This window comes from Streptomyces sp. NPDC088812 (assembly GCF_044750285.1).
Taxonomy (GTDB): Bacteria; Actinomycetota; Actinomycetes; order Streptomycetales; family Streptomycetaceae; genus Streptomyces.
Window position 1 is genome coordinate 251161 of record NZ_JBIVJP010000011.1, and the last position, 17322, is coordinate 268482.

General features: G+C 73.3%; 19 protein-coding genes. 7 read left to right on the plus strand and 12 right to left on the minus strand.

Translation table 11 applies throughout. The annotated features are described in order from the left end of the window. Nucleotides 1-886 precede the first annotated feature (886 nt). Together ACIP67_RS21230 and sigE are read right to left on the minus strand one after the other, a co-directional pair. Entirely contained in the window at nt 887-1855 is a 969-nt protein-coding gene (locus tag ACIP67_RS21230) for an anti-sigma factor family protein (RefSeq protein WP_401693539.1), read from the minus strand. After that, nucleotides 1852-2637, minus strand: a complete 786-nt coding sequence (gene sigE / locus ACIP67_RS21235; protein ID WP_401693541.1) for an RNA polymerase sigma factor SigE — start codon at nt 2635-2637, stop codon at nt 1852-1854. The genes ACIP67_RS21230 and sigE overlap by 4 nt, the downstream gene beginning before the upstream one ends. A gap of 163 nt (nt 2638-2800) precedes the next feature. On the opposite strand from sigE, the gene ACIP67_RS21240 reads away from it, so the two are divergent. Further along, the gene (locus ACIP67_RS21240; RefSeq protein WP_401693638.1) at nt 2801-3499 is read left to right on the plus strand and encodes an O-methyltransferase; all 699 of its coding nucleotides are present in this window, start codon (nt 2801-2803) and stop codon (nt 3497-3499) included. 173 nt (nt 3500-3672) lie between these two features. Here the strand turns inward: ACIP67_RS21240 and ACIP67_RS21245 are convergent, their stop codons facing one another. Then, nucleotides 3673-3840, minus strand: a complete 168-nt coding sequence (locus ACIP67_RS21245; RefSeq protein ID WP_003966491.1) for a DUF3117 domain-containing protein — start codon at nt 3838-3840, stop codon at nt 3673-3675. A gap of 365 nt (nt 3841-4205) precedes the next feature. Between ACIP67_RS21245 and ACIP67_RS21250 the strand changes: the two genes are divergently transcribed. Next, entirely contained in the window at nt 4206-5009 is an 804-nt protein-coding gene (locus ACIP67_RS21250) for an enoyl-CoA hydratase/isomerase family protein (protein ID WP_401693542.1), read from the plus strand. Nucleotides 5010-5024: 15 nt separating this feature from the next. Here ACIP67_RS21250 and ACIP67_RS21255 read toward each other — a convergent pair whose 3' ends face one another. Together ACIP67_RS21255 and ACIP67_RS21260 are read right to left on the minus strand one after the other, a co-directional pair. After that, nucleotides 5025-5609: a DNA-3-methyladenine glycosylase I gene (locus ACIP67_RS21255; RefSeq protein ID WP_401693544.1), complete on the minus strand. Its 585-nt coding sequence runs from the start codon at nt 5607-5609 to the stop codon at nt 5025-5027. Continuing rightward, nucleotides 5606-5965, minus strand: coding sequence for a DivIVA domain-containing protein (locus ACIP67_RS21260; RefSeq protein WP_401693545.1), 360 nt, complete (start codon nt 5963-5965; stop codon nt 5606-5608). Before ACIP67_RS21260 ends, ACIP67_RS21255 begins: the two co-directional genes overlap by 4 nt. 125 nt (nt 5966-6090) lie before the next feature. Between ACIP67_RS21260 and folP the strand changes: the two genes are divergently transcribed. Then, the gene (gene folP / locus ACIP67_RS21265; RefSeq protein WP_401693640.1) at nt 6091-6951 is read left to right on the plus strand and encodes a dihydropteroate synthase; all 861 of its coding nucleotides are present in this window, start codon (nt 6091-6093) and stop codon (nt 6949-6951) included. Between the two features lie 172 nt (nt 6952-7123). On the opposite strand, the gene ACIP67_RS21270 is transcribed toward folP, so the two are convergent. Further along, a complete protein-coding gene (locus ACIP67_RS21270; protein WP_401693547.1) occupies nt 7124-7882 on the minus strand; it encodes a TIGR00730 family Rossman fold protein in 759 nt (252 codons plus the stop codon). 128 nt (nt 7883-8010) lie between these two features. After that, on the minus strand, nt 8011-9090 hold the full coding sequence (gene dapE, locus ACIP67_RS21275; protein ID WP_401693549.1) for a succinyl-diaminopimelate desuccinylase: 1080 nt from the start codon (nt 9088-9090) through the stop codon (nt 8011-8013). A 93-nt stretch (nt 9091-9183) separates the two neighbouring features. Between dapE and ACIP67_RS21280 the strand changes: the two genes are divergently transcribed. Together ACIP67_RS21280 and ACIP67_RS21285 are read left to right on the plus strand one after the other, a co-directional pair. Further along, nucleotides 9184-10209, plus strand: a complete 1026-nt coding sequence (locus tag ACIP67_RS21280; protein ID WP_401693551.1) for a heavy metal transporter — start codon at nt 9184-9186, stop codon at nt 10207-10209. A gap of 343 nt (nt 10210-10552) precedes the next feature. Beyond that, nucleotides 10553-11002, plus strand: a complete 450-nt coding sequence (locus tag ACIP67_RS21285; protein ID WP_401693554.1) for an ATP-binding protein — start codon at nt 10553-10555, stop codon at nt 11000-11002. Nucleotides 11003-11092: 90 nt separating this feature from the next. Here the strand turns inward: ACIP67_RS21285 and ACIP67_RS21290 are convergent, their stop codons facing one another. Next, nucleotides 11093-12187, minus strand: coding sequence for a bifunctional succinyldiaminopimelate transaminase/glutamate-prephenate aminotransferase (locus ACIP67_RS21290; RefSeq protein WP_401693556.1), 1095 nt, complete (start codon nt 12185-12187; stop codon nt 11093-11095). A 132-nt stretch (nt 12188-12319) separates the two neighbouring features. Then, complete coding sequence (gene fdxA / locus ACIP67_RS21295) at nt 12320-12640, minus strand: ferredoxin (RefSeq protein ID WP_385078888.1); 321 nt, start codon at nt 12638-12640, stop codon at nt 12320-12322. A 141-nt stretch (nt 12641-12781) separates the two neighbouring features. Between fdxA and ACIP67_RS21300 the strand changes: the two genes are divergently transcribed. Then, nucleotides 12782-13798: a GNAT family N-acetyltransferase gene (locus tag ACIP67_RS21300; RefSeq protein ID WP_401693641.1), complete on the plus strand. Its 1017-nt coding sequence runs from the start codon at nt 12782-12784 to the stop codon at nt 13796-13798. Then, nucleotides 13795-14637 carry a tetratricopeptide repeat protein gene (locus ACIP67_RS21305; RefSeq protein ID WP_401693559.1) on the plus strand — a complete coding sequence of 281 codons (843 nt, stop codon included), beginning with the start codon at nt 13795-13797 and terminating at the stop codon, nt 14635-14637. The genes ACIP67_RS21300 and ACIP67_RS21305 overlap by 4 nt, the downstream gene beginning before the upstream one ends. A 299-nt stretch (nt 14638-14936) precedes the next feature. Here ACIP67_RS21305 and ACIP67_RS21310 read toward each other — a convergent pair whose 3' ends face one another. From ACIP67_RS21310 to ACIP67_RS21320, 3 genes are all read right to left on the minus strand, one after another. After that, on the minus strand, nt 14937-15551 hold the full coding sequence (locus ACIP67_RS21310; RefSeq protein ID WP_401693561.1) for a DNA-binding response regulator: 615 nt from the start codon (nt 15549-15551) through the stop codon (nt 14937-14939). A gap of 112 nt (nt 15552-15663) precedes the next feature. Next, complete coding sequence (locus ACIP67_RS21315; protein ID WP_401693563.1) at nt 15664-16404, minus strand: ABC transporter permease; 741 nt, start codon at nt 16402-16404, stop codon at nt 15664-15666. After that, nucleotides 16401-17315: an ABC transporter ATP-binding protein gene (locus ACIP67_RS21320; protein WP_401693565.1), complete on the minus strand. Its 915-nt coding sequence runs from the start codon at nt 17313-17315 to the stop codon at nt 16401-16403. The genes ACIP67_RS21315 and ACIP67_RS21320 overlap by 4 nt, the downstream gene beginning before the upstream one ends. Between the last annotated feature and the right edge of the window lie 7 nt (nt 17316-17322).

A 17322-nucleotide genomic window follows, 5' to 3' on the forward strand; every position in this document is an offset into this window, starting at 1 on the left:
CCATAGGGCGGGGTGCTGTAGGGGTCCGGGTCGTGCAAGGGCTTGGGACGGTCGCTCGTGACCGACGGCAGGACGACGGCCCCGACCTGTGCGTCCTCCGCCCCGGGCCGGTCGCCGGACGAGTCGCCGATCCGGTGCTCGGGCCGCTCGACGGGCAAGTCACCGCCCCGGTCACCGGGCAAGTCACCGCCCCGGTCACCGGGCGAGTCACCGACCCGGGTCTCGGGCGCGTCACCGCCCCGGTCCTCGGGCCCCTCGTCAGGGACGGGCCGGCCCGAGTCGTCGTGCTCCGAGGCACGAGGAGCGCCCGCGCCCAACGGCCGGCTCAGTTCGTAGTCGCCGTCGTCCGAGGCACCGTCGTGTGAAGCGACGTCGGCCGGGACGCCGTCGGACGGGCCACCGTCGTACGGAGCGACATCCGCAGAGCCCCCGTCGGACGAGCCACCGTCGAACGGGCCACCGTCGGACGAGCCACCGTCGAACGGAGCGACATCGGCAGGGCCACCAACGGACGAGCCACCGTCGAACGGGCCACCGTCGGACGAGCCACCGTCGGACGGAGCGGCATCGGCAGGGCCCCCGTCGGACAAGTCACCGTCGGACGTACCGCCGTCGGACCGGCCGACCGGTGCCCCGGAGTTCGCCGGCGCGTCCGCCACCCCCGCGGGTCGCGCCAGTTCGAAGTCGTCCTCGGTGTTCTCACGGCCGCTCTCCTGCCCGGCAGGGTTCTGCGGTCGGGGCCGGCTCCACCATTTCCCCTTCGGGGACTTCCCCTCGTCCATGCTCTCCCCGCATGTCGAACGCCGCCTGCGTGCCCGCCGCCGGGCACGTGCGCGGTCCTCCGAGGATTCAACCAGGTTCGCGGTGCACCGGCGCCGGAGCCGGGTCAGCGGGTGTTCTGCGCGGAGGGGGAGGTGCTGGGGGTGACGGTGGTGTCGGGGACGGGCGCGGAGAGCAGGCCGGGCGCCGAGACCTCGGGCGCGGTGGTCCACGCGGTCAGGGCGATCGGCGGGGTGGCGCCGAGCGGACGTATCAGTGGGGACATGGCGGCGGCGCCGGCCACCACGGGCGTGGTGAGCCCGTGCCGGAAGGCCTGGTCGGCAGGGGGCGGGGCCGGGGCCGGCGCTCCGGGCAGCAGCGGAGCCGAGATCTGGGTGGGAGCGACCGGGTTCCCGGCGAGCAACTGGCCGCCCTGCGCGAGCAGCGGTCCGGTGCCGCGGCGGCGCTGGCCGTCGGGGGCCGTCGGGGAGCCGGTGCCGGGGGTGCGGGCCGGGGTGACGTTGCTGCCGGAACCGCCCCGGGCCTCCGTGTCGGTCGGCGGGACGCCGGTGTTCACGCCGCCCAGGGCGATCGCGGCCAGCGACACCGCTCCGGCGGCGACGAAGGCGAACCGCATGCTGCGGGAGCGCTCGGTGTCGCCACGGCCGACCGGATGGATCCGGAAGCCGCGCTCCGAGGGGGGCGCGAGCACGGCGCCGTGCTCACGGGCGGGCACGTAGCCGAAGCCGAACGGCTCGTCCGCCGCCGTCACTCCGAAGATGCCGGACGCCGCGGGACGGGAGCCGAAGCGGTCTTCGAATCCTCCCCCGAGCGGCATACCGCCGCCGTCCGTGTCACCTCCCCCGGGGAGCCCCTGGAGACGGGCCAGGAAGCTCTCGGAGGGGGCGGGTGGGGCCACTTCCGCGAAGACGTTCTTCAGCCGGCGCTGCGCGTCGACCTCCGCCTTGCACTTGGGGCAGGTGGCGAGGTGCGCCAGGACACGCTCCCGGGTGTCATGTCCGAGCTCGCCGTCCACGAGGGCGGAGAGCCGGTCACCGAGATGCTGCTCGGCAGGGGTAGGACGGGTGCCACTCACGCGGTCGCGCCCCCTCCTCCCAGAGCGGGCACGCGGGCCATGAAGGAGCGTCGCTCCGCGCGCGCCTGGGGCGAGCGGTGCGCGAGCGCCTTGCGCAGCTGGGAACGGCCGCGGTGGATCCGCGAACGGACCGTGCCGAGCTTGACGCCGAGGGTCGCGGCGATCTCCTCGTACGACAGTCCTTCGATGTCGCACAGGACGACCGCGGCCCGGAACTCCGGGGCGAGGGTGTCGAGGGCCTGCTGGACGTCCGCGTCGAAGTGGGCGTCGTTGAAGACCTGCTGCGGGGTGGGCTCCTTGCTGGCCAGCCGCTCGGCGGCGTCCTCGCCGAGCGCGTCGAAGCGGATGCGCTGCTTGCGGCGGACCATGTCCAGGAAGAGGTTGGTGGTGATGCGGTGCAGCCAGCCCTCGAAGGTGCCCGGCGTGTACGTCGACAGCGAGCGGAAGACGCGGACGAAGACCTCCTGGGTGAGGTCCTCGGCGTCGTGCTGGTTGCCGGTGAGGCGGTAGGCGAGCCGGTAGACCCGGCCGCTGTGCATGCTGACGATCTCCTCCCACGTGGGCGGAGTCCACGCCTGCCCGTCCGCGTCGGTGGAGAAGGTCGCGGTCTGGGCGGGGCCGACGGCGAGGCCGGCGGCGTGGCTGTGGTCAGCAGCGGTGTCGTTCACGGATTTCGGCCTGCCCGCCGATCCGAGGAAGCGCCGCAGCACTCCTCCCCGATCCACAGGCGCAGCCGCACCTCCCCTGTCGGCTCTGGTGGTGTCCAGCGGAGCCCCTACCATAGCCACCTCGCCCGTTAGCTCCGGATAAGCGGTTTTACGAGAATTTGATCTGGGCTGATACGGCTCATACGGCTGCGTCAGCACTTGCTCTGCGTCTCGTCCCTCGTCGTGATCCAACTGTGTCCCCCCGTCGTTCTTCCCACCCCTTCAAACGCCCGGTCCCATCTGCGGGTTCCCGGCGGCAGCGGATACAGTCACGCCGAGGCAACCATGGGGTAGGGAGAGGGTCATTACCGGCAACCGGCAGACGAGCTGGGCGTTCGCCGAGGCCTATGTCGCCGAGGACGAAGCGCTGCTCTGGGCCCGCGACCGGGCCCGTGAGGCAGGGCTGCGCTCGGTGTCGCCCAGCGCGGGCGCCGCGCTGCGGTTGCTCGCCGCCACCGTGGACGCCAAGGCGGTCGCGGAGATCGGTACCGGCACCGGCGTCTCCGGGATCCACCTGCTGCACGGGATGCGCCCGGACGGCGTGCTGACCACCGTCGACCCGGAGCCGGAGCACCAGCAGTTCGCCCGGGCGGCCTTCCGTGCCTGCGGCTTCGCCAGCAACCGGGCCCGCTTCATCCCCGGCCGCGCGCTCGACGTGCTGCCCCGCCTCGCGGACTCCGGCTACGACCTCGTCTTCTGCGACGGCGACCGCCTGGAGGTCATGGACTACCTCGCCGAATCGTTGCGTCTGCTGCGCCCCGGGGGCCTGGTGGTGTTCGAGGGCTGCTTCGCCAACGGACGCACGATCGACTCCGGTCCACAGCCCACGGAGGTCATAAAGATCCGCGAGCTGCTGCGCACCGTACGCGAGAGCCAGGAGCTGGTGCCGTCGCTGCTGCCCGTCGGGGACGGGCTGCTGTGCGCCGTCAAACGCTGACGCGGCCAGGAAGGCCGGCGCGGTCCGCAGGGCTGCCGCCGTCGAGAACACCGCCGTGGACGGAACCCTGAGCGCTCACTCGGGGAAACAGTACCGAGGACATCCCGGGAAACGAGCCGCCCCGGCACCCATGAGGATGCCGGGGCAGCTGAAAGGGTATGGTCGCTTCCGCGTCAGCCGACGACCTTCTTGAGGGCGTCGCCGAGCGCGTCGGCCTCGTCAGGGGTCAGCTCGACGACGAGCCGACCGCCGCCTTCGAGCGGAACGCGCATGACGATGCCCCGCCCCTCCTTGGTCACCTCGAGCGGGCCATCGCCCGTCCGCGGCTTCATGGCCGCCATGCTCGTTCCCCTTCCTCAAACCAGCTCACCGTCAAAGCCGACGGCCCGTGAAGGGCACGCGCAATCCAGCGTGGGACACGCGACACCGGCATCGAACACATTGCTTCCAAGCCATTATCCCGCATCTCAGGACCCGATGACCAACATCGGTCGGCATCGCTTGGGCAACGCGCGCGAGCAAAACCACTCAATTCGGCGATGTGCCTGCGATACTTCGCATCCGCACGGACGTCCCCCGGCCGGATATCGCGCCGTTTTCTTTGACGCAGGTCACACGTACTGCGCGGAGCCCTTCCCGCATGCTGTCCTTCGAGAGGGGCGTACCGGTGGGTACGCCGCAGCCGTGACACCGGAGGGGACACGCCATGGCCGACACCGTGCTGTACGAGGTGAGCGACGGGCTCGCGACGATCACACTGAACCGCCCGGAGGCGATGAACGCGCTGAACACCGCGACCAAGGTCGCCCTGCGGGAGGCCGTGCGCACGGCCGCGGAGGACTCGGCCGTCCGCGCGGTGCTGCTGACCGCCGCCGGTGACCGGGCCTTCTGCGTCGGCCAGGACCTCAAGGAGCACATCGGGCTGCTGGTGGAGGACCGGGAGACCGGCTCGACCCGGACCATGAGCACGGTCAAGGAGCACTACAACCCGATCGTGCGGGCGCTGACGGAGGCACCGAAGCCGGTGGTCGCCGCCGTGAACGGGGTGGCGGCCGGGGCGGGCTTCGGCTTCGCGCTCGCGGCGGACTACCGGATCGTGGCGGACACGGCGGCCTTCAACACCTCGTTCGCCGGGGTGGCGCTGACCGCCGACTCCGGCGTCTCCTGGACGCTGCCGCGGGTGGTGGGCCCGGGCCGGGCCACGGACCTGCTGCTCTTCCCGCGCAGCATCAAGGCCCAGGAGGCGTACGAGCTGGGCATCGCCAACCGGGTCGTGCCGGCGGACGCGCTGCGCGCGGAGGCCGAGGGCGTGGCGCGGGCGCTCGCCGAGGGGCCGACGGTGGCGTACGCGGCACTGAAGGAGGCGGTGGCGTACGGGTCCGCCCACTCGCTGGCGCAGACCCTGGAGAAGGAGGACGAGCTCCAGACGCGGGCGGGGCGGTCGGAGGACCACGCGATCGCGGTGCAGGCGTTCGTCAACAAGGAGAGGCCGAAGTATCTGGGGCGGTGAGCCGGCGGGCGGGGCTCAGCCCCGCCTCGCCACGCACGTCTCCAGGTGGTCGTCGACCAGCCCGCACGCCTGCATCAGCGCGTACGCCGTCGTCGGTCCGACGAACCGCAGGCCCCGCTTCTTCAGCGCCTTGGACAGGGCCGTCGACTCCGTGGTGACCGCGGGGACGTCGGCGAGGGTCTTGGGGACCTGGCGGGCGGCCGGGTCGGGGGCGTGGGACCAGATCAGTTCGTCCAGGTCACCCGGTGCCCAGTCGGCGAGCACGCGCGCGTTGGCGAGTGTGGCGTCGATCTTGGCACGGTTGCGGATGATGCCGGGGTCGGCGAGGAGGCGCGCGCGGTCCTCGTCGGTGAAGGCCGCCACCGAGGCGATCTTGAAGCCGGCGAAGGCGGTACGGAAGCCGGCCCGGCGGCGCAGGATCGTGATCCAGGACAGGCCGGACTGGAAGGCCTCCAGGCTGAGGCGTTCGTAGAGGGCGTCGTCGCCGTGGACCGGGCGGCCCCACTCCTCGTCGTGGTAGGTCACGTAGTCCGGCGTGGACAGGGCCCAGGGGCAGCGCGGGGCGCCGTCCGGGCCGACGAGGGCGGTGCCGTCGCTCACCGCTGCTCCTCCTGCTGCTCGGGCTTCTCCATGGAGACGTGCGGCTCGGGCCGCCGGGCACCGGCCAGGGCGGACTCCAGTTCGGCGATGCGTTCGTCCCGTTCGGCGAGTTCGGCGCCGAGGCGGTTGAGCGCGTCGTCGACGTCGGCCATGCGGTAGCCGCGGGCGGCGAGCGGGAAGCGGACGCGGTCGACGTCGGACCGGTCGAGCGGGCGGTCCGGGGGCAGCGGGTCGTGCAGCCGCTGCGGAACGGCCTCCGGCAGGGGGCCCGTGCCCTCGCCGCCGCCCACCACGGCGAGTGTCACCGCGGCGACCACGACGGCGAGCGCGACGACCAGGAAGAAGAACATAACCATCGGTGGGTCCCCATGCTCGCAGTGCTCGGTGTCGGATGTGTCAGGCTCCGATCGTGCCATGCGGGCGGGACGGTTAGGGTCGCAGGCGGCGGATGTCCACGAGGTACTGGGAGAGGTCACAGGGGATGCTCAGGCTGGGCAGGCATGAGTTCGGCACGCACGAGCCGGTGATCATGGCGATCGTGAACCGGACCCCGGACTCCTTCTACGACCAGGGGGCGACGTTCCGCGACGAGCCGGCGCTGGCCCGGGTCGAGCAGGCGGTCGCGGAGGGCGCCGCGATCATCGACATCGGCGGGGTGAAGGCCGGGCCCGGCGAGGAGGTGACCGCCGAGGAGGAGGCGCGGCGCACGGTCGGCTTCGTGGCCGAGGTGCGGCGGCGTTTCCCGGACGTCGTCATCAGCGTCGACACCTGGCGGGCCGAGGTCGGCGAGGCCGTCTGCGAGGCGGGCGCGGACCTGCTGAACGACGCGTGGGGCGGCGTCGACCCCCGGCTGGCGGAGGTCGCGGCGCGGTACGGGGTGGGGCTGGTGTGCACGCACGCCGGGGGCGCGGAACCCCGGACCCGCCCGCACCGGGTGACGTACGACGACGTCATGGCCGACATCCTGCGGGTGACCGTGGGGCTGGCGGAGCGGGCGGCCGGGCTGGGCGTGCCGAGGGAGTCGATCATGATCGATCCGGGGCACGACTTCGGCAAGAACACGCGGCACAGCCTGGAGGCGACGCGGCGGCTCGGCGAGATGGTGGAGACGGGGTGGCCGGTGCTGGTCTCCCTGTCCAACAAGGACTTCGTCGGGGAGAGCCTGGACCGGCCGGTGAAGGAGCGGGTGCTGGGCACGCTGGCGACGACGGCGGTGTCGGCGTGGCTCGGCGCGCAGGTGTACCGGGTGCACGAGGTCGGCGAGACGCGGCAGGTGCTGGACATGGTGGCGTCCATCGCGGGGCATCGGGCGCCGGCGGTGGCGCGGAGGGGGCTGGCGTAGGTCTCCGGCGGTGGCTTTCCCGACGAGGCCGGGGCCGGCGGGGTGTTTTCGCCCCCGCCGCCCCTTCCCGTCCCGTCCCCGGGGGCTCCGCCCCCGGACCCCCGTTCGGCCCTGAGCGGGCCTCGTCCTCGAACTCCCCCAGAGGGGGTACCCCCAGACGGGCTGGAAAGTACTACCGGCCCGCCTCCTTCGACACCAGCGCCACCGCTTCCTCCACGTCGTCCGTGACGTGGAAGAGCAGCAGGTCCTTCGCGGAGGCCTTGCCCTGGGCGACCAGGGTGTTCTCCAGCCAGTCGACCAGGCCGCCCCAGTACTCCGTGCCGAAGAGGACGATGGGGAAGCGGGTGACCTTCTGGGTCTGGACCAGGGTGAGGGCCTCGAAGAGTTCGTCGAGGGTGCCGAGGCCGCCGGGCAGGACGACGAAGCCCTGTGCGTACTTCACGAACATCATCTTGCGGACGAAGAAGTACCGGAAGTTGAGGCCGATGTCGACGTAGGGGTTCAGGCCCTGCTCGAAGGGCAGTTCGATGCCGAGGCCGACCGAGGTGCCGCCCCCCTCGCAGGCGCCCTTGTTGGCCGCCTCCATGGCGCCGGGTCCGCCGCCGGTGATGACCGCCCAGCCGGCGTTGACCAGGGCGCGTCCCAGCCGTACACCCGACTCGTACTCGGGCGAGTCCACCGGGGTCCGGGCGGAGCCGAAGACGCTGATCGCGGGCGGCAGTTCGGCGAGGGTGCCGAAGCCCTCGATGAACTCCGACTGGATGCGCAGGACCCGCCAGGGGTCGGTGTGCACCCAGTCGGAGGGGGCGCGCTCGTCCAGCAGCCGCTGGTCCGTGGTGCTCGCCTGGACCTGGTCCCGCCTCCGGAGGACCGGTCCCAGGCGCTGTTCCTCCGGTGGCTGCTTCTTGCCCTCCGGGTTGCCAGTGGCCATAAGAGCTCCCTCCGCTTGCAGTGGTTCCACCTCAGCGTAGATCTACGCGGGTTACGTACGGGGGACCTCAGCATGTCCGCCGTGAAGCGCCGCAAACCACGGCCGGGGCCACACGGGTGTCCCGTGGGTCAGCTGGTGAGCCAGGCGCGCAGCCGTTCCTCGCCCGCCAGGACCTTCGCCGTCTCCACGCGCTCGTCCCGCTTGTGCGCCAGGTGCGGGTTGCCGGGGCCGTAGTTGACCGCGGGGACGCCCAGCGCCGAGAAGCGGGAGACGTCCGTCCAGCCGAACTTGGGCTGGGGGGTGCCGCCCACCGCCTCGATGAAGGCCGCGGCGGCCGGGTGGGAGAGGCCGGGCAGGGCGGCGCCGCTGTGGTCGTCGACGACGAACTCCTCCACCCCGCAGTCGGCGAACACCTCGCGGACGTGGGCGACGGCCTCCTCCGGCGTGCGGTCGGGCGCGTAGCGGAAGTTGACGGTGACGACGCACTCGTCGGGGATGACGTTGCCGGCCACCCCGCCGACGATGCCGACCGCGTTGAGGCCCTCGCGGTACTCCAGGCCGTCGATCACCGGCCGGCGCGGCTCGTACGCGGCCAGGCGGGCGAGGATCGGGGCCGCCGCGTGGATCGCGTTCGAGCCCATCCAGCCGCGTGCCGAGTGGGCCCGCTCACCCTTGGTCCTGAGCAGGACCCGCAGGGTGCCCTGGCAGCCGCCCTCGACCTGGCCGTCGGACGGCTCCAGCAGCACCGCGAAGTCGCCCCGCAGCCACTCCGGCCGGGCCTCGGCGACGTGCCCCAGGCCGTTCAGCTCGGCGGCGACCTCCTCGTTGTCGTAGAAGACGAAGGTCAGGTCGCGGTTGGGGGACGGGACCGTCGCCGCGATGCGCAGCTGGACCGCGACGCCCGCCTTCATGTCGCAGGTCCCGCAGCCCCAGAGCACACCGTCCGCGTCCAGCCGGGACGGGACGTTGCCGGCGATCGGGACCGTGTCGATGTGGCCGGCGAGGATCACCCGTTCCGGTCGGCCCAGGTCGGTGCGGGCGACCACGTTGTTGCCGTAGCGGTCCACGGTCAGGTGGGGCAGCGCGCGCAGGGCGGTCTCGATCGCGTCCGCGAGCGGCTTCTCGGTGCCGCTCTCCGACGGGAAGTCGACGAGCTGCGCGGTGAGCAGTGCGGCGTCCAGGGTGAGGTCAAGCGGGGTCTCGGCCATGGCGTCGACCCTAACCCGCCGGGTGCGCGTCCCGCCGACCCCGGCCGTCCCGCAGGTCTCCCCCGTCTCAGTACTCTCCAGTACCTTGTACGCGTGCCAGAGCCGTCGCCTTCCCCCAAGCGCCGCGGCCGCCTCCTCCGGTTCGGGGCGGCCTGTGTGGTCCTGTCCGCCGTCGCGGGCTACGTCGTGGTCCAGTACGTCACCGGTGGCGCGGGGGACCCGGGGTGCAGAGTCGTTTCCGCGGAGGACCCCGGGACGACGTACGAGTTCACGCCGGAGCAGGCGGTGAACGCGGCCACGATCGCGGCCGTCGGGACCAACCGGGGCATGCCGGAGCGGGCCGTGGCCATCGCGCTCGCGACCGCGCTCCAGGAGTCGGCGCTGCTCAACCTCGCCCACGGGGACCGGGACTCGCTCGGCCTGTTCCAGCAGCGGCCCTCGCAGGGCTGGGGGACCGCGGCGGAGGTCACCGACCCCTCGTACGCGGCCGCCGTCTTCTACGAGCACCTCGCCGAGGTGCCCGACTACACCGAGCTGGCGCTGACCGTCGCCGCGCAGCGCGTGCAGCGCAGCGGCTACCCGGAGGCGTACGCCAAGCACGAGGCGGACGCCACCGCGCTGGCCGCCGCGCTCACCGGCACCTCCGCGGCCACGCTGACCTGCGAGGGCCGCCCGCAGACCGCGACGGCCACGGGTCCGGAGGCGGTGCGCGCGGCGCTGCTGCGGGACTTCGGGGCGGACGCGCTGCAGGAGGCGGACGCGCAGGACGACGCGCAGGACGACGTCGAGGGCGGCACGGAGGAGGCGTCCGCCGCCGTGGAGACGGCGGACGTGCCCGCGGCCCGGACCAGCGGGCGGACCGTCACGCTGCCCGTCACCGACGGCGCCGCCGCGGGCCGCGGGGTCTCCGAGCGCGGCTGGCAGCTCGCGCACTGGGCGGTGGCCAACGCCTCGGCCCTGCACATCGAGCGCGTCACGTACGCCGGCCGGGAGTGGACCGCCGGGACCACCGACACCCGGTGGCGGGCCACCAGGAACGGCGGGACGGAGGCGGCCGGGGCCGCGGGCTCGGCGGCCGGGGCCGGCACCGGCGCCGTACGGATCGTCACCGCGCAGTAGTACGGCCCCTCACCCGCACGGGTTGTGTGCGGCGGTCACGGACGCCGGGTGGCCAGGTTTTCGGCCCCTCACTCCCCCGTCCCCGAAAGCCCTTGAGGGCAAAGGGCTCCAGGGGTTCGGCGGACTTTCACACCGGGGGCTTTTTGCCCGTTTTCATCCGCAGCCGATAATGCGACGCATTGCCAACTCTTTACGTCGGCCGTCCGCAACCTTCGCGGGCCTCGAGCGGTAGTCACTGCGTCCGAACCCGGGCGGCGGCCGTCAGCCAGTCGGTCGGCCGCCGGGCCGGGGCGGACCTTCAGCCGTCATCACCGTTTCTCGTTTCCTCCGTCGAAGGAGCATCATGTCCCTCCCCCTGACCCGCAGGATCGCCCGTGCCGCGCTGCTCGTCGCTGCCGGAGCGGCTGCCGGGGTCGGTGCGGCCGGCTCCGCCAGTGCGGCCCCCGAGCTGCCCGCCACCCCGAACCTCGGCGGCCTGACCGCCCTGGACGGGGCGAACGTCGGCAACACGGTCGACAGCGCGGCGCAGAAGGTCACCAAGTCCGCGGGCGACACCGGCGGCAAGGCGGTCAAGCAGGCGGTTCCGGCCGCGGGCAAGACCGGCGGCAAGGCCGTGAAGAAGGCGACGCCGGCGGCCCAGAAGGCGGCCGGCGAGGCGGCCGGCTCGGCCGGGGGCATCCTCGGGGACACCGCGTCGACGGCCACCAAGGGCGGCCTGCCGACGGAGTCCCTGACCCAGGGCGGTCTTCCGGGCGCGGAGACGCTGCCGGTGAAGGACCTGCCCGTCGGCTGAGGCCGCCCTCGGATCGACCGATGACGTGAAGGGGTCCGGGGAGTTTCCCCGGACCCCTTCACGGTGTGGTGTGCGATGTGTGCCGCCGGGTCACGCCAGGCGGTCCACCGCGGCCCGCACCCGCTCGTCCGTCGCCGTCAGCGCCACCCGTACGAACGTGCCGCCCGCGGGGCCGTAGAAGTCGCCCGGTGCCACCAGGATGCCCAGGTCGGCCAGGTGGGCGACCGTGGCCCAGCAGGACTCGCCCCGGGTGGCCCACAGGTAGAGGCTGGCCTCACTGTGCTCGATGCGGAAGCCGTGGCCGAGGAGGGCGTCGCGCAGGAGGGCGCGGCGGGACGCGTAGCGCTCGCGCTGGACGCGGACGTGCTCGTCGTCGCCCAGGGCCGCCACCACCGCCGCCTGGGTGGGCGCCGACGTCATCATGCCGCCGTGCTTGCGGATCTCCAGCAGGGGGCCGAGGACGGCCGGGTCGCCCGCCAGGAAAGCCGCGCGGTAGCCGGCCAGGTTCGACCGCTTCGACAGGGAGTGGACCGCGACGACGCCCTCGTACGAGCCGCCGTTGACGTCCGGGTGGAGGACCGAGACCGGGTCGGCCTCCCAGCCCAGCTCCAGGTAGCACTCGTCGGAGACGACCAGGACGCCGTGGTCACGGGCCCAGGACACGATCCGGGTCAGCTCGTCCTTCGGCAGGACCTTGCCCGTGGGGTTGGACGGTGAGTTCAGCCAGAGCAGCTTCAGGCCGGCCGGGTCGAGCTCCGTCGGGTCGTCGTAGACCTCGTACTCCGCGCGGGCGAGACGGGCGCCCACCTCGTACGTGGGGTAGGCCAGACGCGGGTACGCGACCCGGTCGCCGGGGCCGAGGCCCAGCTGGGTGGGGAGCCAGGCGACCAGTTCCTTGGAGCCGACGATCGGCAGGACGTGGCGGTGGGTGACGTCGCGGGCGCCCAGCCGGCGCTCCAGCCAGCCGGTGATCGCGTCGCGCAGGGCCGGGGTGCCCCAGACCGTCGGGTAGCCCGGGGAGTCCGCCGCGTCGATCAGTGCTTTCTGGATCAGCTCGGGAACCGGGTCGACCGGGGTGCCGACGGAGAGGTCGACGATGCCGTCCGGATGGGCGGCGGCCGTCTTCTTGTACGGCTCCAGCTTGTCCCAGGGGAAGACCGGAAGGCGGTCGGATACTGCGGACACGGTTACTGGCTCACTTTCCTCGGTGCGACCCGCACGGCACGGTCACGGCAAACGCCTCGGCCCCGTACGGCGATCGCGGACGATCGGGCCGTACGGGGACCGAGGCGGCACGGTGTGCGGGCCGCTCGCGTATTACTCGGCCTGCGGCGGCAGCGCGGCGACGAAGGGGTGGTCGCGTTCGATCAGACCCAGCTTGCTGGCGCCGCCGGGCGAACCGAGCTCGTCGAAGAACTCGACGTTCGCCTTGTAGTAGTCCTTCCACTCGTCCGGGACGTCGTCCTCGTAGAAGATCGCCTCGACCGGGCAGACCGGCTCACAGGCACCACAGTCGACGCATTCGTCCGGGTGGATGTACAAGGACCGGGAGCCCTCGTAGATGCAGTCGACCGGGCACTCCTCGATGCACGCCTTGTCCTTGACGTCGACACAAGGCTGCGCGATGACGTAGGTCACGCTGTCGTTCCTCCTCGATAGGGCGCTGGCGGGCCTCCCACAGGCTCCGCCGCCTGGCGCGCGGGAGCGCGGCGTCGTCGATGCCCGCCCCTAGTATCTCCGTTCTTGGGCATGATCCGAACAGGAGGGGTGGACCGACCTGTGGAATTCTCGGCCGCCGGACGCCTCGAGGTCCGCATCACCGCCGCTGACGTGGGAAAACGCGTCTCCGTGCGGCGTTTGAGCGAGCCCGGTGTGACGGAGGGGAAATTCACTGACACGCTGGGTGTTCTCACATCATGGGACGCCGGTGTGCTGGTGATCACACGGAAGAGCGGGGAGAGCGTCCGCATTGACGAGACCTCCCTGGTCGCCGGGAAGGTCGTGCCGGCCGCTCCGGCGCGGCGCCGGGGGCCGGCCGCCTCGTACGAGGAGCTCGCCCGGGTCTCCTCCCGGGCCTGGCGGCCGGTGGAGAGCGAGCGGCTCGGGCAGTGGGAGCTGCGGGCCGCCTCCGGGTTCACCCGCCGCGCCAACTCGGTGCTGCCGCTCGGCGACCCGGGCCTGCCGCTCGACGCGGCGCTGGACGCCGTGCGCCGCTGGTACGGCGAGCGGGGCCTGCCCGCCTACGTACAGACCGCGACCGGCGCCGAGGGAACCCAGGAACTGCTGGGCGCGGAGCTGGAGCGGCGCGGCTGGGTGCGTGAGGTGACCGCCGAGCTGTGGATCGGGGCCCTGGCGCCGGTCGCCGACCGGGTGGCGGCCGAGGACGTGGCGGGCGTGGCGCTCTCCCGGGAGGCCGACGAGGCCTGGCTCGCCCGGTACCAGCGCAAGGGGGTGAGCGAGGTGGCCCTGAAGGTGCTGGGCGGGGGGCCGTCGGTGTGGTTCGCGTCCGTGCCGGGCGACGAGGGGGCGGCTCCGGCCGCCATCGGACGGTGTGTCGTGGACGGGCGGTGGGCCGGCTTCGCCGCCGTCGAGGTGGACCCGGGGCAGCGTCGGCGGGGGCTGGCCACCGTGGTGATGGCCGCGCTGGCCGGGCGGGCGCTCCAGGAGGGGGCCTCGGCCGCCTGGCTCCAGGTGGAGACCGACAACGCGGGGGCGCGCGCCCTGTACGAGGCGCTGGGCTTCGCGCCGCATCACGCGTACCACCACTACCGGGAGCCGGGGGCTGGTGCGCCGTGAACGCGTGGGAGCCCGGGGAACCGCGGCGGCGGTTCGGCGAGGAGGCGCGGGCCGAGCGGCCCGACCTGTCCGTGCTGTGCCTGCTGATGGGGGCGGAGGCGGACCCCGCGCTGGACGAAGCCGGTCTGGACGCCGCCCAGGTCGAGCTGGACACCCTGGCCGGGCAGGTGCCGTTCCGGCCGGGCGGTCCGCGGGCGTGGGCGGAGGCGCTGCGGGAGCTGCTGGGTGCGCGGTACGGGTTCCGCGGTTCCCCGGCGGACTACCAGCGGCTGGAGTCCTCGCTGCTGCACAAGGTGCTGCGGCGCCGGCGCGGGCTGCCGATCCTGCTGTCCGTGGTGTGGCTGGAGGTGGCGCGCAGGGCGGGGGCCCCGGTGTACGGGGTGGCCCTGCCCGGGCACTTCGCGGTGGGGTTCGGGCCGCCCGGCGACCTGGAGCGGCAGGTGCTCGTCGATCCCTTCGACGGGGGCCGGGTACTCACGGCCGGTGACGCGGACCGGCTGGTGAGCGGGGCGACGGGGGCCCGGCTGGAGCCGTCGATGCTGACGCCGGCCGAGCCGCTGGAGGTGGTGATGCGCATCCTGAACAACATCCGGTCGTGGGCGGCGGCCCGGCCCGAGCGGTCCGACGTGTCGCTGTGGGCGGTGGAGCTGTCGCTGCTGGTGCCGTCCCATCCGGCGCGGTTGCGCTACGAGCGGGGGCAGGTGCTGGTGCGGCGCGGGGACTTCCTCGGCGGGGCGGCGGAGCTGGAGGAGTACGCGGGGCTGGTGGAGGTGGTGGACGAGGCCACCGCCGCGCGCGTGCGGCAGGAGGCCCAGGCCGCGCGGGCCGCGATGAACTGACCCGGCGCCGCCGGGCCCGCCCGCCCCGGCCGGTCCGCCGTCACGGCCGGCCCCTCTCCCGGGCCGTCCCCCGTCACGGCCGGCCCCTCTCCCGGCCGGTCCGCCGTCGGGGCCGGCCCCTCTGCCGGGCGACCCCCGTCACAGCCAGCCCCGACCCCGGACGCCCCCCGTCGCGGCCAGCCCCGACCCGGCCGAGCCGCCATCACAGCCAGACCCTTTGCCGGGCGCCCCCCGTCACAGCCGGCCCCGACCCCGGCCGAGCCCCCGTCACAGCCAGCCCCTCTGCCGGGCGACCCCCGTCACGGCCGGCCCTTCTCCCGTGCCGTCCGTACCGCCTCCGCGCGGTTGCGGACCGCCAGCTTCTGGATGGCCGTCGACAGGTAGTTGCGGACCGTGCCCTGGGACTGGTGCAGGGCCGCCGCCAGTTCGGCGTTGGTCGAGCCGTCGGCCGCCGCGCGCAGGACCTCCCGCTCGCGGTCCGTCAGCGGGTTCGCGCCGTCGGCGAGGGCCGCCGCCGCGAGGGTGGGGTCGATGACGCGTTCGCCGGTCAGGACCGTGCGGATGGCGTCGGCGAGCCGGGCGGCGGGGGCGTCCTTGACGAGGAAGGCGTCGGCGCCGGACTCCATGGCGCTGCGCAGGTAGCCGGGGCGGCCGAAGGTGGTGAGGACGACCAGCTTCATCCCGGGGAACTCCGCGTGCAGCCGGGCCGCCGCATCGATGCCGGTCGCCCCCGGCATCTCGATGCCGAGGAGGGCCACGTCGACGTCGTGCCGGCGGGCGGCCTCGACGACCTCGTCGCCGCGTGCCACCTGGACGACCACCTCGATGTCGTCCTCGAGGCCGAGCAGGGCGGCGAGCGCCTCGCGGACCATCGACTGGTCCTCCGCCAGGAGGACCTTGATCGTGCGGCTCATGCGCCGGATCCTACGCTCGGCGGGGAGTCCGCCGGGACGCGGGCGACCAGGCGGAAGCCGTGCCTGGTGCCGCCCGTCTCCAGGACGCCGCCCGGTCCGATACCGATGCCGCTCACGCCTTCAGCGTGTCCTTCCGGTACAGCCAGGCCGCTCCGCCGGTGAACAGGACGAAGGACACGGCGAGGATCGCGATGTCCTGGGCACGAGGGGCCCGGCTCTGCTCGATGGCCTGCCCCAGGGCGGCGTACGCGTGGGTGGGCACCCACTTCGCGATCTCCTGCAGCCAGGCCGGGAAGCTGGTCGTCGGCATCCACAGGCCGCCGAGGAGGGAGAGGCCGAAGTAGGTGATCATCGTGATCGGGCGGACCGAGTCGCCGGTGGCGAGGTAGCCGAGGGCGACGCCGAGGGCCGCGAAGACGAGGCTGCCGGCCCAGATGGCGCCGGTGAGCGCGCACCACTGCCAGGCGTCCAGGCGGACGTCCTTCACGGCGGCGGCGACGGCGAGGACGACGACGATGGACGGCAGGCTGACGACGGCGGCGCTCGCGGTCTTGGCGAGGACGTAGCCGCGGCCGGGCAGCGGCGTCAGCCGCAGCTGCCGTACCCAGCCGCTCTCGCGCTCTTTGGCGATGCGTTCGCTGTTGCCCATCAGGACGGCCGTCAGGGCGCCGAAGGAGGCCATGGAGACCATCATGTAGGTCGGCAGGGTCAGGCCGGTGCCGTCGACCTCGGTGGTGCTGTCGGCGTTGCCCGCGACGAGCAGGAACAGGACCGACGGGTAGATCACCGAGAAGAACAGGAACTTGCGGTTGCGCAGGGCGCGGGTGAGCTCCAGCGTGATCAGGCCGTTCATGCGGTGCGTGCCTCCTCGGCGGCGGTGAGGGTGACGAAGGCCTGTTCCAGGCCGAGCCCGGTGACCTCCAGGTTGCGGGGGTGCAGGCCGAGGCCGTAGAGGGCGTGGACGGTGGTGTCGGCGTCGGCGGACACGATGCGGACGGTCCGGCCGGAGACGGTGAGGGCGGTGAGGCGGGGCAGGGCGCGCAGGGCGGACTCGTCGACCGGGCCGTCGGGGAGGTCGAAGGAGATCCGCCGGCCGCCGGCCTTCGCCTTGATCTCGGCGGCCGTGCCGTCGGCGAGCAGGCGGCCGCGGTGCAGGACCAGGACGCGGTCGGCGATCGCGTCGGCCTCTTCGAGGTAGTGGGTGGCGAAGAGGACAGTGCGTCCCTGCTCGGCCTGTTCCCGCATGGTGGCCCAGAACGCGCGCCGGGCGGTGACGTCCATGCCGGTGGTGGGCTCGTCCAGGACGGTCAGGTCGCTGTCCCCTGCGGTGGCGAGGGCGAAGCGGACGCGCTGGGCCTGGCCGCCGGAGAGCTTGTCGGCCTTGCGGTCGGCGATCCGGGTCAGGCCCGCGCGGGCCATCACGTCGGCGGGCCGGTACGGCCGGGGGTGCAGCCGGCAGGCGAGGGCGACCAGTTCGGCGACGGTGACCCCGTCCATCAGGCCGCCGCTCTGGAGCATCGCGCCGACGCGTCCGGCGACGATCGCCTCGCGCGGGCTGCTGCCGAGGACGCGGACGGTGCCGCGGTCGGCGTTCTTCAGGCCGAGGAGGAGGTCCAGGGTGGTGGACTTGCCGGCCCCGTTGGGCCCGAGCAGGGCCACGGTCTGCCCCGGGTGCAGGGTGAGGCTGAGGCCGTCCACCGCCCGTACGTCCCCGAAGTCCTTGCCGACCTGGTCGAACTCGACCACCGGTGTTGTCGTCGTCATGGGTCGA

What these genes read in the sequence shown, in the direction of transcription:
- ACIP67_RS21320 (WP_401693565.1), bottom strand. Translation starts at nt 17,315, where the DNA reads ATGACGACGACAACACCGGTGGTCGAGTTCGACCAGGTCGGCAAGGAC.
- ACIP67_RS21315 (WP_401693563.1), bottom strand. Translation starts at nt 16,404, where the DNA reads ATGAACGGCCTGATCACGCTGGAGCTCACCCGCGCCCTGCGCAACCGC.
- ACIP67_RS21270 (WP_401693547.1), bottom strand. Translation starts at nt 7,882, where the DNA reads ATGGCCACTGGCAACCCGGAGGGCAAGAAGCAGCCACCGGAGGAACAG.
- folP (WP_401693640.1), top strand. Translation starts at nt 6,091, where the DNA reads ATGCTCAGGCTGGGCAGGCATGAGTTCGGCACGCACGAGCCGGTGATC.
- ACIP67_RS21260 (WP_401693545.1), bottom strand. Translation starts at nt 5,965, where the DNA reads ATGGTTATGTTCTTCTTCCTGGTCGTCGCGCTCGCCGTCGTGGTCGCC.
- ACIP67_RS21285 (WP_401693554.1), top strand. Translation starts at nt 10,553, where the DNA reads ATGTCCCTCCCCCTGACCCGCAGGATCGCCCGTGCCGCGCTGCTCGTC.
- dapE (WP_401693549.1), bottom strand. Translation starts at nt 9,090, where the DNA reads ATGGCCGAGACCCCGCTTGACCTCACCCTGGACGCCGCACTGCTCACC.
- ACIP67_RS21250 (WP_401693542.1), top strand. Translation starts at nt 4,206, where the DNA reads ATGGCCGACACCGTGCTGTACGAGGTGAGCGACGGGCTCGCGACGATC.
- ACIP67_RS21245 (WP_003966491.1), bottom strand. Translation starts at nt 3,840, where the DNA reads ATGGCGGCCATGAAGCCGCGGACGGGCGATGGCCCGCTCGAGGTGACC.
- ACIP67_RS21310 (WP_401693561.1), bottom strand. Translation starts at nt 15,551, where the DNA reads ATGAGCCGCACGATCAAGGTCCTCCTGGCGGAGGACCAGTCGATGGTC.
- sigE (WP_401693541.1), bottom strand. Translation starts at nt 2,637, where the DNA reads ATGGTAGGGGCTCCGCTGGACACCACCAGAGCCGACAGGGGAGGTGCG.